This window comes from Chitinophaga sp. H8 (genome assembly GCF_040567655.1).
Taxonomy (GTDB): domain Bacteria; phylum Bacteroidota; class Bacteroidia; order Chitinophagales; family Chitinophagaceae; genus Chitinophaga; species Chitinophaga defluvii.
This window is the reverse complement of the sequence record NZ_JBEXAC010000001.1, coordinates 2354979-2369657: the sequence shown is the minus strand read 5'-3', so window position 1 is coordinate 2369657 and position 14679 is coordinate 2354979. Positions and strand designations below refer to the sequence as shown.

Below are 14679 nucleotides of genomic sequence, written 5' to 3'. Positions count from 1 at the left end.
GAGCAGGTTTTCCGGGAATGTATATGCAATCAGAAAGAGAGGTAGTACTGCTACAGCAGGTAGCTGAGGGAGATCACGACGCTTTCCGGCAATTATTTGACGAATACTGGGATAATATTTATGGCGTTGCGTTCACGTTGACCAAATCACGGGAGATGGCCCGGGATATGGTACAGGAAATATTTGTGAAGATATGGCTGGTACGGGAGGAACTTGCAGCGAAAGACAGTTTCAGGAATTTCCTTTTTATAGTAGCCCGTAATCATATCTTCAGTGAGCTGCGGAAAAAAAGCCGACAGGAGCATTTTAGTCAGTACCTCCAGGATTATTTTAATGAAAGTCCTTTCCAGGCAGATCACCCCACCTTATATAAAGAATCGGCGTTTTTACTACAAGAGGCTATTGCCCGGTTGCCGGAGCAACAGCGGCAGGTATACCAGCTTAGCCGGGAACAGGGATGGAATCAGGAACAAATTGCCCTGCATCTTCAAATTTCAAAAAGTACCATTAAAACACATATGTCCAGGGCGCTTACCGCCATCCGCCAGTACCTGGAAGGCCATGCCAAAGGCCTGTTACTCGTTGTCAGCCTGCTAAAGGCGTTTCTCTGAAAAAATATTTTCCGGTGATGTCATACCAGGGGTATTGAATAGCGTCTTTACTATTATAAGCGCTCTTATGACCCGATTTGATACACTATGGGAAGGATATATTGCCGGTACGCTCAATGGCGAAGAGGTAAAGGAATTGCTGGAGATGATCAGCCAGGAGGAAGGACCCCTGCAGGATAATATTCATGCCTTACTGGAAGATCAGTTGCTGGAAGGCATGGCTGTTGCCGGCGACAAGGAACTGATCCTCCAAAGAATTATGGAACAGGTGCGCCCGGCAAAAGTTCGCCGGATGTACTTTAAACGCTGGGCTGCAGCAGCGGTAATACTGGCATTGCTGAGCACCGGTGCTTATCTATGGTTCCTGCAAGCGCCCGGGCATAAGCTGGCAGTGGTATCCGGAAAAATAGCTGCAGGGGGCGACAAAGCAATACTTACCCTGGCTGATGGTGCGGAGGTAACATTGGATAGTTCGGGTAGCAAGGTGATGCAACAGGGTAATATTGCGATTCATCAGCATAACGGACAACTGCAATATACACTTCATGGAACGGAACACAGCGTGGGGAATAATACACTTACCACCCCCAAGGGCGGGCAATTTAAAGTGATTTTGCCAGATGGTACCAGCGTGTGGCTCAACTCGGCTTCCAGTTTGCAATATCCTGTTGCATTTACGGGAAAGGAACGGTTAGTGACGCTCACCGGACAGGCTTATTTTGAAGTGGCGGCTAATACCAGCCAGCCATTTAAAGTAAAAGTAAATGATATGGAAGTACAGGTACTGGGTACTGGCTTTGATATTATGGCGTATGGGGATGAGCAGGCGGTTCGTACAACGCTGGTAACGGGTGCCGTAAAAGTAGCCGCAGGTAGGGAAAATGCGCTGCTAAAACCAGGGCAGCAGGCCAGATTAAATAAAGGACAAGGCACTTTAACTATAAAAGAAGCGGATCTGAGCAAGGTGCTGGCATGGAAAAGTGGCTTGTTTGTATTTAATAATACAGACCTGCAAACAATCATGCGAGAAATAGCCAGGTGGTACGATGTGGAAATTATTAATGAGGCAGGTGTGGGCACGAAACTGTATGGTGGTAGTATCAGCCGGAAAAAAGATCTCCGGGATGTACTGAATCTGCTGGAGTCAGGCGGCACCAATCATTTTAAAATAGAAGGAAGAAAAGTAATCATATTGAAATAACAAATACCACGTTTTCATAATCAGCAAACAACCAATTCCGAGCAATGCAAATAATCACCACATGATGAAATAACCAGGGTGGTGTACCAATGAAAACCGGATTCCGATTGGCCTCGGAACCCGGTAAGTAATCTGGTATCCCTAAAAAATCTGAGCAGACTATTAAGTATCACCAAACACTACAAAAGTATGTATTTAAACCTTACCGGAAAAGCCCCGGCAATGAGGGAGCTATTGACCAAAATATTCCTGGTTATGAAAGTGACCGCCTTTATTTTCTTTATTACCTGTTTGCATGTTAGTGCCACCAGCTTTTCGCAGAAGGTTACCTTATCTGTGAAGGAGGCATCTTTACAATCTATCTTTCCGGAGATCACCCGCCAAACAGGGATTTCTATCTTTTATGAAGAAGAAACCATCCGGAAAACCACGCCTGTTACACTCAAGGTAAAGGATATGGACATACGCCAGGTATTACTGATGTGTGTCAAAAATCAGCCGATCAGTTTTATAATGGATGAACATAATATCACCATACAGCGTGCGGCTGCAAATAGGCTGCCTGCTCCCATGGTACTACCAGTAGCGGATACAACGATCCAGGTTACTGGTACTGTGACGGGTGAAAAAGGTATGGTACTCCCCGGGGCAACTGTATTGGTGAAGAATACTACACAAGGGGCTTCTACTTCAGTAGACGGGAAGTTTAGTGTAAAGGCAAAAGCTACAGACAGCCTGGTGATCAAGTTTATAGGATACCAGACACAGGTGCTGGCTATTGGCAGCAGGCGGGTGTTTAATATCTCCCTGGTGCCTGCGGAAGGCGAAGGGCTGAATGAAGTAGTAGTGGTGGGGATGAATTTCAGACAAACAAAGCGGTCGGTAACAGGGGCCATGTCTACTATTCAAACCAAAGAGCTGAAGCAAAGTCCGGTGGCTAACCTGAATAATGCACTGGCAGGGCGGTTGCCGGGATTGATCACGGTACAGTCTTCCGGTCAGCCTGGTGAAGACGCTGCTGCCATGTATATCAGGGGGATTGCTACCTATGGCAATACAGCACCACTGGTAGTAATTGATGGCTTGCCCCGCGGACAAGGTAGTTTCAGCCAGATTGATCCGAATGAAGTGGAGTCCGTTTCGATCCTGAAGGATGCAAGTTCATCTGCCTTATATGGTATTCAGGGGGCAAACGGTGTGATTGTGGTAACTACCAAACGGGGAAAAGCGGATCAAAAGCCTGCAATTGATTTTACTGCACAACAAGGAGTTCAGGAGGTGATACGTCTTCCTCAGATAATGAACACTTATGAATCAGCCTTGTATTTTAATGACTATGACCGTAATAATGGCCTGGACCCCAGGTTTAGCGAAGCTGCCCTTCAGGTCGTTAAGGATGGTTCGGACCCTTATTTATATCCTGATGTAAACTGGTTTGATGAGGTGCTGAAAAAAAGTGCGGTACAAAATCAGTATAACCTGAATATTTCCGGTAGTTCCAACAAGGTAAGATATTTTGTTTCGGGTAGCTATATCCGCCAGGGATCATTGTTAAAGCATGAAGAGCTGTTCAAGAAAAATTATGGCAAGGAAAGTAACTTTAACCGTTATAATTTCCGTTCCAATATTGATATACAGGCTACTTCCAGACTGCAGGTACAGGTAGATCTGGCCGGACGGCTGGAACAACGGGTAGGGCCAATGCCGAGTTTTGGAGAAGTGTTCAATCAGATCAGTAATATTCCCTCTTTTGCATTGCCGGTATTTAATCCCGATGGTACTTTGGGGGCAGCCAGTAATGTTGAGATTCCCTATTGGAGAAACCCATATGGCCTGATTACGCAAAGTGGCTACTATGTAAATTCCACCAATGTAATGTATGGTACTATTTCAGCTAAACATGAGCTGGATTTTATCACCCCCGGATTAAGCGCACAGGCATTTTTCAGTTTTGAAAACAACAACTACAATTCCACTACCAGGTCACAGGAGTTTGATGCTTTCTGGTACAAAGGTCTGGATATAGATGGGGTGCCCTCGTACGTGAAAACACGGACAGCTACCACGCTTGTTACGGGAGGAACAAATAATATAGAACGTTCTACCTACCTGGATGCGCGACTGAATTATACACGCAACTGGAATCAGCATGCTATTACTGCACAGGTGCTGGCAAACCGTACACTACGGGTATACAATTATGACCTGCCATTTGCTTATCAGGGGGTGAGCGGCCGGTTCACCTACGGCTATAAATCCAGGTATTTTATGGAGGCCAACCTGGGCTATAACGGCTCTGAAAATTTCCCCGGCGGCAACCGGTACGGTTTTTTCCCAAGCGCATCCGTAGGATGGGTAGCCAGTGAAGAATCATTCCTGAAAGACGTGAGCTGGCTAAGCTATTTAAAGATCCGTGGTTCCTATGGACTGGTAGGTAATGATAAAATTGGTGGACTGCGCTGGTTATACCTGAGTGATTTTGCGCCCGGTGATGGTTATTCTTTTGGCATAAACCCGGCTTACAAGGGTGGATATAATGAAGCCCGCGTAGGTAACCCTTTTGTAACCTGGGAGCATTCCCAGAAAGCGAATCTGGGGCTGGAGTTTTCTGTATTGAAACATGATGTGCTGCAACTCACTTTTGACGTTTTCCATGAAAGAAGAACGGATATCCTGACAGATCCCAAACGCGTAGCCGATTATCTGGGGATTAACGGGCTGGCGCCACTGAATAGTGGTACCGTGGTAAACAAGGGGCTGGATGGTGAACTCCGGTTTAATAAACGTTGGCACGAGCTGAGCATCTTTGCCAACCTTCAACTTACTTACGCCCGGAACAAAGTACTGCAAAATGATCAGCCAACACCTGCTTATGGCTACCAGGATCTAAGGGGATATGAAGTGGGGTATGTACTGGGATACCGTGCTATAGGGTTCTTTACCAGCGAAGATGATATCAAAAACAGCGCGGTACAGTCGTTTGATAATAAAGTGATTCCGGGTGATATCAAATACATGGATGTGAACAGTGATGGTGTGATAGATGCATTTGACCGGGTGCCAATACAGATCCAGAATGTACCAAGGTACATGGGCGGTTTTTCTGCAGGTGCTTCTTACAAGGGTGTAGATATCAGTTTCCTGTTCAACGGATCTGCCGGTGGTACTGCAGATTATGTGCCCAGGGATAATAACAAAATCCTGTTACAGCGCTGGACACCTGAAAACCAGGAAAATGCAAAAGTACCCGTAGCTAAACTATCTCCCAACAATAGTCTTACCTCTGATTTTTATACGTTTAAAACAGACTATCTCAAACTGAGAAATGCAGAGATAGGTTATGTCATCCCCCAAAGTTTTTTAAACCGTATCAAGGTGAGTTATGCCCGTATATTCATCAATGGCCAGAACCTGGCTATCTGGGATAAACTCTGGATCAAAGATCGTGACCCGGAGTCCAGTGGTTCCTGGAACACGCCTTATCCATTACAGCGTGTTTACAATATGGGTATTAATATAAAATTATAATTGGTGATTAATCTGGAACATTATGCTAGTGAATATAAATATAAAACCGTGTTCAGTGATAGGGGTAGTATTTGTTTTAATGGCAATACTAACGCTGCCTGCCTGTAAAAAAGATTTTCTGGAAAGGGCGCCGAGCGACCTGATCGATGAAACTAAAGTATTCAGCAATATTGATAATGCAGAAGCTTTTTTGAATAATGCCTACCGGGAAGTGCCTACTTTGGTATATCGCAACAATAACGACCGCAGCAGCTTCTACAACCTGGGCTCTGCTACTGATGAAGGGGCGGCTATGTGGGGGCATCCTAATACTTCTGTGAACTTTAACAACGGCAACTGGAATGCGGTGAATTTCCCGTTGGACTGGTCCTGGTTTGCTTACTATTCTTCTATCAGGAAAGTAAACGTTTTTATTAAAAACTATTCCCTTATTCCGGAAGAAAGCGCCGGACAATCCGTTAGTAACAAGAAGAAAAGATTATTGGGAGAAGCGCACGGCCTGCGGGCATTCTATTACTTTATGCTGTATACCACCTGGGGAGAGGTGCCTTTAGTGAAAGAAGCCCTGTTGCCTGGTGGTGGAGATGCAGTGAATCTGCCAAGAACACCTGTTAAGGATGTAGTGGCGTTTATTGATGAAGATCTGCAAATTGCCATTGCAAATTTGCCACCTACACATAACAGTGCTGATTTTGGACGCTTTACAGCTACTGCTGCCAAGGCCCTTCTCTCCAGGTTGTATCTCTATTATGCCAGTACATTATCTAATCCGGCAAATGAAAAATCCCGCTGGGAAAAGGCAGCTACTGCCGCAAAGGATGCGATAGATTTTGCAGTGACCAATAGTTATGCATTATCTAAAACCAGTAATAATAATAAACGTGCTTATGAAAGGATTTTCCTGGAAATGAATAACCCGGAAACCATCTGGTCCAGTGCCAGCCCTTACGAAGGAGATGGTAGTTACTGGGACTTCTGGTCAGGGTCGCTCGGATATAACGGTTGGTATGGTGAAGGACCTATACAGGAAATGGTGGACTCCTACGAAATGATCAACGGCATTATACCGGTTACCGGTTATACTGCGGATGGAGAACAGATAATAAACCCTACTGCGGGATATGATCCGGCACATCCATACGAGAACCGTGATCCCAGATTTTACCAGACCATTCTTTACCATGGGGCCACCTGGAAAGGCAGAACGGTAAATGTTGCACCTGGCGGGGCTGATTACAGCACGGATAAAGCAAGGGTAAACTATTTCTGGCGCAAATACATTGAAGAAGACCACAACCTGTTTAGCAACTCCGGCAATACAACCAGGAGGTTCATCCTGTTCCGCCTGGCAGAACTGTACCTCAACTATGCTGAAGCAAGGAATGAAGCTACAGGGCCTGATGGAGAAGTGTATAATGCAGTGAATGCCATCAGAACAAGGGCTGGAATGCCAGAGTTGCCTAAAAGCTTATCTCAGTCGGGCATGAGAGAAAAGATACGGCACGAAAGAAAAATAGAACTGGTACTCGAAAACCACCGTTTCTGGGATGTGAGAAGATGGAAGATTGCAGAACAGACAGATAACAGGCCGGTACATAAAGTGAATGTTAGTACCACCGGAAAATTCTCCTATCCTGTATGGTCCAATCGGGTATTTGACAGGAATAAGCATTATTTATTCCCCATACCCCAGAGCGAAATAGATAAGAACCGTGAGGTGCTTCAGCAAAACCCCGGATGGTGATTCCTGTACTAAAAAAACAAAAAGAAGATGAAAACAGTATCTAACAATCCACTATATAAATACCTTGGTTGCTGCTTCCTGTTCATTGCACTGGGCTGCAATAAGGAAGTACTCATTGAAAACCGGGACAGTTACAAAAAAATATATATCCCTCAGGCTGTGAAAGGAGTCGCCAGCGTAAGTTTTGAAAACCTGGAAGCATTGCCTGATACAGTTAGTTATGGGGCGGCTATAGGCGGCTTCGATTTACCTGCAGCTGATGTGCCGGTGAAATTTGAAGTATTACAAGCAACTGTAGCCGAATACAATCAGATCAATGGTACCAGCTATACGCTGCTGCCGGAGCAGAGTTATAAGGCTGAACTGGAAACGGTGATTCCAAAGGGGAAAGTGAATTCAGCACTTGCCAGTGTTATTATTTCCCCGGCGGCGCTGGAGGTGGAAAAAGAATACTTGCTGCCCATGACATTGGTGCCTGCTAATGCTACCACTGTTAATGATAAGCTGCAAACCTATTTTATCAAAGTACAGGTGCAACCTAAAAAGATAGAATATGTGAACCTGGACAGAGCAGGATGGGAGGTAATAGGGTTTTCGGACGAAGAACCGGAAGCCGGGTACCAGGGGGCTGCTTATGTATTGGATAATAATCCTTATACCTGGTGGAATACAAAGTATAAAACAGGAGCGGTGCCTTTCCCGCATTATATTACCATTGATATGAAAGCTCCCAAAGAACTGTATGGTGTGTATTTTCAGAACCGCGATTTTGGCGGATGGGATGGGTACAGGGCCACCAGCGTTACCATCTATGTAAGTAATGATAATGTTAATTGGATAGAGCAGGAAACATTTACTGAAATTCCATTACCTGAAGGGGAAAGACTGACTGCACAGGCGCCGCTGATCTTCTCCAAAAAAGTGACTGCCAGGTATGTAAAATTTGAAGCCCTCTCCAATAATGGAGGAGAATCTATCATTTGCATTTCTGAAATAGGCGGTATCGGCATTAAATAAGTATGTCGCAGTACGCTATTAATACTTTATCCGGGGTAATATCTCGCCGGTAGTACACCGTATGTCCAATAACAAGATTCATTTCATCTTAAACTGACTATGTATGAAACACAAAGGATTACTTATGATGTTGGTGATGGTATTGGTGGGTGGATGTAAAAAAGAATTGTTAAAAGAAAAGGCAGCTGCTGATCTCCGGCTGCATCTGGATGATGCCCTGATGACGGTAATAGGAGGAAGCGCCACTTATGATTCTATTCTATGGGAAGTAGATACCGTGAAAAATCCACATCCCTATCACTTTGACCAGCTGGCTGGCCTTGACAGATACCAGGGACATCAATACGTATTGGGGGGTGGGGGAACCATGTGGAATAACAGCTGGAACGGTTGGGGGATCTGGAAGGGTACAAATGTAAATGATGCTGTAGAGCAATCCCAGCCACAGCCAGCTACCAATTTTCCCTATTATCGTACAGAAGGGAATGACTGGTGTTTCTACTGGCTGATGGGATTATGGATAGATCCGGCAACAGGTAAATTTTATTCGATCGCCTATAGTGAATATAATTATCTCAATGGCTGGGCCAGTGAGTCTAAGGAAAGACGTATGGGCTTAGCCACCTCTACCGATAATGGTCAAACGTGGACTTACCAGGGGGATATTATTACACAGGACAAATCAGCTCCACCACCATCCGGACAGCAATACTACGGGGCAGGTGATCTGAGCCTCTTTATTCCTGGCGATGGTTATGCCTATGTGTATTATAAAAAAGGGTATTATTCCCTGACTACCTTGTTCAGGACAGCCCAGGATATTTGCGTGGCCCGTTGCCTTTTAAGCGACAAGCTGGCACCCGGACAATGGAAGAAATTCTATAACGGCACCTGGACAGAGCCAGGCATTGGTGGACATGAAACGATCATTATCCCGGATGTGAATATTGCAAATGTTAGCTATAACAAGTTTATTAAAAAGTATGTGTGTATCGGAAATGAAATTTTCGGACAAACATTTATCTCATTTGCAAACAGCATGACATTGCAGGATTGGAGTGTCAGGGACTTTTCTTTCCCGGATATTACCCATCATTATAACTGGCAGGTCAATGTTACCAACAACAGCCCGCATATTATGGGGCAATCGTTCAAGCTATATACCAGTGGTCTGAATACTACTACCAGCACCCGGGAAGGATATTATTACTATATCATGTTTGATATGAAAGAATATGATAAAGGGGGATGGGAAGTAATAGATTATTCTTCCCAGGAACCCTGGCCTTCTGCACCGTTTGAAGGAGGAGCTGCTTATGTACTGGATTATAATCCGTTTACTTTCTGGTCTACCGCCTGGGTGGGCAGCGAAGCGCCTTTCCCGCATCACATTACGATTGACATGAAATCACTGAAGTCGCTACATGGGATCACGTTTAAGAACCGTAAGTTCTATGATAACTATTCCAGCGGACAGCCTAAAAACATGCAGGTAATGGTGAGCCAGGATAATATCAACTGGCAAACTGCTGCTACTTATACTAATATAGAAATTCCGGAGGGGCCGGTGGAGGAAAGTAAAACCAGGTTGTCATTTCCCGGTGCTGTAAATGCACGGTACCTGAAACTGGTGGTCACCGCTATTCATGGCACTAACTCCGTATTGTATTTCTCGGAGATAGGAGCATTCTGATACTTATTTTTAAATCTTTATAACCTGGATAAATGATTAAAGCAGATAGTCTTGTCAACGCTTTGTACTTCAGCTGCATATGCACTTTGCTGTGCTTATGCAGCTGTTCAAAAAAAGCGGTACCCGTTAAAGCGGAGGAAACTACTTTTACCTGGGAGGTAACCACTACTGGTGTGCCGCACACTTATTTATTGGATCAGTTACCTGGCATTGCATCGTATGAGGGTAAAACATATATGCTGGGAGGAGCGGGAGCGATGTGGAATAGTTTTACGGATCCCGCTGCATTTAATGCATGGGCAATGCGGAAAGGAAGTAAAATGGATGACCTGGAATTACAGGAACAACCAAAGATGGTACAGAACTTCCCTGATCTGCATACCGAAGGAAATGACTGGTGCTTTTATTGGTTAATGGGATTATGGATTGATCCCGCTTCCGGTACTTTTTATTCTATAGCCTACAGTGAGTATAATTACCTGAATGGGTGGGTTACAGAAGCCAAGGAACGGCGTATGGGATTGGCCACTTCCCTGGATAAGGGACGTACCTGGCGCTATCAGGGAGATATTATCACACAGGATAAGTCTGCTCCGCCACCTGCAGGACAGCAATACTATGGTGCGGGAGATCTCAGCCTGCTGATACCGGGGGACGGTTATGTGTATGTATACTACAAAAAAGGCTTTTATTCTTTAACTACATTGAACAGGAGCGCGCAGGATATTTGCGTGGCCAGGTGTTTGTTGTCTGATAAGTTTGCGCCAGGAAAATGGCATAAGTTCTATAATGGCACATGGACGGAAGCTGGTTTGGGTGGCAGAGAAACAATCGTTATTCCTTATGTGAATATTGCCAATGTGGTTTTCAATGAATACCTGCAAAAGTATGTTTGTATAGGCAATGCTGTTTCGGGTAAAACCTTTATTGCTTTTGCCAACAGTTTGGAAAAGCAGGACTGGACAGAAAGAGATTTCACTTTCCCGGATATTACCCATCATTATAACTGGCAGGTAAATACTACTGATAATAATCCATATATTATGGGGCAAACATTCAGATTGTATACCTGTGGATTGGACATTACCACCACACCTAATACGAAAACAGGAAAATATTATACTATTAAATTTATCAAAAAGTAAGCATGAAATTTTTATTGATTGTTGTATTGCTCTTTTCAGTAACAGTTGCTACTCCCGTTGTTGCACAGCGGGATACGCTGGTAGTGAATGTGTCGGATTACGGTGTACAGCCGGATACACGCCTGAATATAGAGCCGGTAGTCCGGAAAATATTGAAGGAAAAGAAAGCAGGCACATGGCTGAAAATTGTTTTCCCCAAAGGCCGCTACGATTTTTGGCCATATCAGGCGGAAGAGGAATTGTTTAAAGCATCGATTGCTTTTGATCTGAAAGACCACGCTGATATCTGTATTGACGGCCAGGGGGCCGATTTTATCTTTCATGGCAGGATGATGCCTTTCCGGCTGTTAAACAGTACTAATATCACTTTAAGGAATTTCAGCATTGACTGGGACCGGCCTTTTATTTCACAGGCAGAGATTGTAGCCTCCGGCGCTGATTTTGTGGATATGAAAATTGATGAACACATATACCCCTACGAGATTGTGAACGATACCATCTACTTTACCGGAGAGGGATGGAGAAGTAAGATCACGCACAACTACAACAATATTTTTAATGGAAGCGATAAGGATATCGTGTACCAGACCAGGGACAACCCTTTGGGGGATTTGCCTAAAGCAACAGCCGCTGCACTGGGCAACGGGCTGGTTCGTTTCCATTTTAAACCTGCCTATCAACCAGCCCCCGGTACCTTGATAGCCCTGTATCATGGCTCCTATATCACGGATGGGATACTGGTGTATTCAAGTAAACAAACCAACCTGGAGAATATAGACATTTATCACACATTAAGTTGTGGGGTGCATGGTTATAAAAGTGAAGATATCCGCTTGAAACAGGTAAACATTATTGTAAATGAAAAAAAAGGAAGGGTATTCAGTACGGTAGCGGATGCTACTCACTTCAACGGCTGTAAGGGAACCATCATCGTAGATCATTGCACCGTTTCGGGAAGCGGGGATGACTTCCTTAACATTCATGGGATGTATGGTAAAATTATTGAGGTGATGGATGCACATAATGTGCTGTTGAAACCAGATGGCAGGTATATTGGTTTTGCAGCGGGCGAAAATGCCTGGGCGGTGGATTCCGCTACTATGCAACGGGGCGCACCACTTAAAGTAACCGGACAGGAACCGGTACTCCGCAATGGACAACTGATAGGCTATCGGATCACGTTTGGTGAAGAGATCCTCCACAAAATGAGGACCGGCGATTTGCTGGAAAACAAAGACCGTAATCCGGATGTGGTGATCAAAGATTGTAAAATTCTTAAACGCCACCGGGCAAGAGGGCTGCTGATCACCACCGCCGGTAAAGTACGGATTGAAAATAATTACTTTAATACAGCAGGCGCAGCAATTCTGATTGACGGGGATACCGATCTGTGGTTTGAATCCGGAGCAGTAAAGGATGTAGCTATTATCAATAATGTGTTTGAAAATTGCTACACCTCCGGTAATAATATACTGGAAGCACCATGGGGATGGGGAGAAGGCGTTATTACTATTACACCATCTGTACGTCCCAAAGATGATAAATCACCCGCTTATCACCGTAATATCCGTATTGAAGGAAATACGTTTAAACATTATGACTATGCGCTGTTATATGCTCGCTCAGTAGATGCGCTGTCATTTACAGGCAATAAAATGATTCCTACCAATGCATACAAACCATTTTACCGTAAAGTGAATATCTACCTGGATGGTTGCCGTAATGTAAAAACAGGTGACAATGTTTTTGAACCCGGGTTCCCCGGCAGGAATATGTTTATCCGGCATATGCAGCCAAAAGAGATAAAGCAGGGGAATGGTCAGAAATTATCCATCATTAACGGAGATAAAAACAAAGCGGCGGAGCAGGCACTAGATGCCATTTAAACAGGGTAAAAGGCTGGCTTCACTTTTCTTAAACAATATCATGTTTAAAATGTTGTTCAAAAGGTATCAGGTATGGAAAGCCGTTTTCCTGCTTTTATCCTCAAAAACAATAACGTATGAAAAGTTTGCCGGCGATTACCAGCTTTTGCTTTTTTGTATTAATTAGTTGCAACAGTAGCGTTCAGAAAGATAATAAAAAGGCTTCCGCAATATATTTCAATGGTGATATCATTACCATGGAAGGAGATAGTGCCGTATACACGGAGGCAATATTGGTGACTGATGGAAAGATAGCCGCAACAGGTACCAAAGCAGCAATGATGCAGCAGGCAGATGATGCTACGCAGCAGGTAGATCTGCAGGGAAAAACACTTTTGCCCGCATTTATTGATGCGCATGGGCATGTGGGGGGGTATGCTGCACTGGAAGCTGCTGCCAACCTGATGCCGGAGCCCTATGGTAAGGTGATGTCGGTCCCCATGTTGCAACAGGCACTCCGGGATTATATTAAAGCGAAAAACATACCTGCAGGTGTACCTGTTATAGGAAATGGCTATGATGATGCAGTCATGACAGAACACCGGCATCCTACTGCGGCAGAGCTGGATGCAGTGACTACGGAACACCCCGTTTACATTATGCATACCTCCGGGCATATGGGAGTGGCCAATACTTTGTTCATGAAAAAAATGGGGGTGAACTATACCACTCCGGATCCCCCGGGTGGCCTCATGGGACGTGATCCCAAGACCAGGCAGCTCACCGGGAAGATGATGGAGAATGCCAATATCCGGGCGCTTTCATTATTAGCGACACTGCTGCCACCTGATAGTACAAAAGATAAATTTGCCGGCTTACTATCCGCCGAAAAGGTATGGCTGGCCAATGGACAAACCACTATCTGTGAAGGGCGGACCTCTCCGGAGCAGATCCGGCTGATCCGGGAGGCAGCTGCAAAAGGATTGCTGAAAGGAGATATCGTGGTATTGCCTGACTATGATGCCAATAAAGACAGTCTGGCTGTGTGGAAACAATACTATAACAAGTATGACGGACATTTTAAAATAGGAGGCATAAAAATGACCTTTGATGGTTCTCCCCAGGGTAAATCAGCCTGGCTTACCCAGCCTTATCTGGTACCACCGGATGGGGAAAAACCAGGGTTCCGGGGGCATCCTATTTATACGCATGCGGCGGCTTATGCAGGACTAAAAGCTATTTTTGAACATGGGATGCCGGCACATATCCATTGTAATGGAGATGCTGCTATTGATGAAGCCCTTGTGCTGATTGATTCCCTGCAAAAACAAGGGCTGCAGCCGGCAGGTATCCGCTGTGTGCTGGTGCATGCACAGGTAACCAGACCAGATCACCTGGCCAGATTTAAACAACTGAATATCATCCCCAGTTGGTTTCCCACACATTGTTATTTGTGGGGCGACTGGCACCTGACCAGCGTGTTGGGGCCGGAAAGGGCCAATCATATCAGTCCTTTAATGGATGGTTTGAAAAATCATATTATGTTCACGATCCATCATGATGCGCCGGTTACGCCTCCTGATCTGCTCACAGCAATATATGCTGCGGTAAACAGAACCACCCGCAGCGGTATTATCCTGGGAGCTGACCAACGGATAAGTCCCTATGAAGCATTGAAGGCCATTACCATTAATGCGGCTGATCAATGGGGGGAAGAAGCCACAAAGGGAAGTCTGGTAAAGGGAAAACGGGCAGATCTGGTGATACTGGATAAAAATCCTTTAAAGGTAGCCCCTGCCACCATTAAAGATATTAAAGTGATGGAAACAATTAAAGACGGAACACCCGTTTATACAAGACCCCATTAAATACAAT

General features: G+C 44.9%; 9 protein-coding genes. All 9 read left to right on the top strand.

Annotated elements, in window-relative coordinates:
• The first annotated feature begins 23 nt into the window (after window positions 1-23).
• The 9 genes from ABR189_RS08910 to ABR189_RS08870 all read left to right on the top strand — a co-directional run bounded on the left by ABR189_RS08910 (window position 24) and on the right by ABR189_RS08870 (window position 14672).
• A complete protein-coding gene (locus tag ABR189_RS08910) occupies window positions 24-611 on the top strand; it encodes an RNA polymerase sigma factor (protein WP_354660123.1) in 588 nt (195 codons plus the stop codon).
• A gap of 67 nt (window positions 612-678) precedes the next feature.
• Window positions 679-1812, top strand: coding sequence for a FecR family protein (locus ABR189_RS08905; protein WP_354660122.1), 1134 nt, complete (start codon window positions 679-681; stop codon window positions 1810-1812).
• Between the two features lie 189 nt (window positions 1813-2001).
• Complete coding sequence (locus ABR189_RS08900) at window positions 2002-5340, top strand: TonB-dependent receptor (RefSeq protein WP_354660121.1); 3339 nt, start codon at window positions 2002-2004, stop codon at window positions 5338-5340.
• Window positions 5341-5419: 79 nt separating this feature from the next.
• Window positions 5420-7084 carry a RagB/SusD family nutrient uptake outer membrane protein gene (locus ABR189_RS08895; protein WP_354660120.1) on the top strand — a complete coding sequence of 555 codons (1665 nt, stop codon included), beginning with the start codon at window positions 5420-5422 and terminating at the stop codon, window positions 7082-7084.
• 27 nt (window positions 7085-7111) lie between these two features.
• Window positions 7112-8101, top strand: a complete 990-nt coding sequence (locus ABR189_RS08890) for a discoidin domain-containing protein (RefSeq protein WP_354660119.1) — start codon at window positions 7112-7114, stop codon at window positions 8099-8101.
• Window positions 8102-8204: 103 nt separating this feature from the next.
• Window positions 8205-9794 (top strand): discoidin domain-containing protein, encoded by a 1590-nt coding sequence (locus ABR189_RS08885; RefSeq protein ID WP_354660118.1) that lies wholly within the window; start codon window positions 8205-8207, stop codon window positions 9792-9794.
• 32 nt (window positions 9795-9826) lie between these two features.
• Complete coding sequence (locus tag ABR189_RS08880; RefSeq protein ID WP_354660117.1) at window positions 9827-10939, top strand: hypothetical protein; 1113 nt, start codon at window positions 9827-9829, stop codon at window positions 10937-10939.
• 2 nt (window positions 10940-10941) lie between these two features.
• The gene (locus ABR189_RS08875) at window positions 10942-12825 is read left to right on the top strand and encodes a hypothetical protein (RefSeq protein ID WP_354660116.1); all 1884 of its coding nucleotides are present in this window, start codon (window positions 10942-10944) and stop codon (window positions 12823-12825) included.
• Between the two features lie 116 nt (window positions 12826-12941).
• Complete coding sequence (locus ABR189_RS08870; RefSeq protein WP_354660115.1) at window positions 12942-14672, top strand: amidohydrolase; 1731 nt, start codon at window positions 12942-12944, stop codon at window positions 14670-14672.
• Window positions 14673-14679 lie beyond the last annotated feature (7 nt).

Excerpts from the sequence above, each read along its gene's own strand:
- ABR189_RS08895 (WP_354660120.1), top strand. The coding sequence starts at position 5,420 with ATGGCAATACTAACGCTGCCTGCCTGTAAAAAAGATTTTCTGGAAAGG.
- ABR189_RS08900 (WP_354660121.1), top strand. The coding sequence starts at position 2,002 with ATGTATTTAAACCTTACCGGAAAAGCCCCGGCAATGAGGGAGCTATTG.
- ABR189_RS08890 (WP_354660119.1), top strand. The coding sequence starts at position 7,112 with ATGAAAACAGTATCTAACAATCCACTATATAAATACCTTGGTTGCTGC.
- ABR189_RS08885 (WP_354660118.1), top strand. The coding sequence starts at position 8,205 with ATGAAACACAAAGGATTACTTATGATGTTGGTGATGGTATTGGTGGGT.
- ABR189_RS08870 (WP_354660115.1), top strand. The coding sequence starts at position 12,942 with ATGAAAAGTTTGCCGGCGATTACCAGCTTTTGCTTTTTTGTATTAATT.
- ABR189_RS08880 (WP_354660117.1), top strand. The coding sequence starts at position 9,827 with ATGATTAAAGCAGATAGTCTTGTCAACGCTTTGTACTTCAGCTGCATA.
- ABR189_RS08905 (WP_354660122.1), top strand. The coding sequence starts at position 679 with ATGACCCGATTTGATACACTATGGGAAGGATATATTGCCGGTACGCTC.
- ABR189_RS08910 (WP_354660123.1), top strand. The coding sequence starts at position 24 with ATGCAATCAGAAAGAGAGGTAGTACTGCTACAGCAGGTAGCTGAGGGA.
- ABR189_RS08875 (WP_354660116.1), top strand. The coding sequence starts at position 10,942 with ATGAAATTTTTATTGATTGTTGTATTGCTCTTTTCAGTAACAGTTGCT.